Annotated in this window: 1 protein-coding gene; it reads right to left on the reverse strand. The window is 56.1% G+C overall.

Features of this window, described 5'->3' with window-relative positions:
* Window positions 1-254 (reverse strand): HNH endonuclease (locus tag AC0C6X_RS30305; RefSeq protein ID WP_472956742.1); only part of this gene is annotated, 254 nt, incomplete at its 3' end.
* Window position 255 lies beyond the last annotated feature (1 nt).

A 255-nucleotide genomic window follows, 5' to 3' on the forward strand; every position in this document is an offset into this window, starting at 1 on the left:
GAACCGCAATACTGGCATTCGAATTTATCGCGCAGGAACACGTTGAACCGGGTGAAGGCCGGGTGGCGCGAGGGCTGCACGTAGCTCTTGAGGCAAACAACGCTCGGCAGTCGCATCGAGAAACTCGTAGACGACACCGAATGTTCGTACTCGGCAAGGATGTTTACACGGTCAAGGAAGACTGCCTTGATCGCGTCCTGCCAGGACCAAAGCGACAAGGGGTAGTAACTCAGCGGCCGATAGTCAGCGTTCAAG

The sequence above is a fragment of the Ensifer sp. VA4 genome (assembly GCF_055710065.1).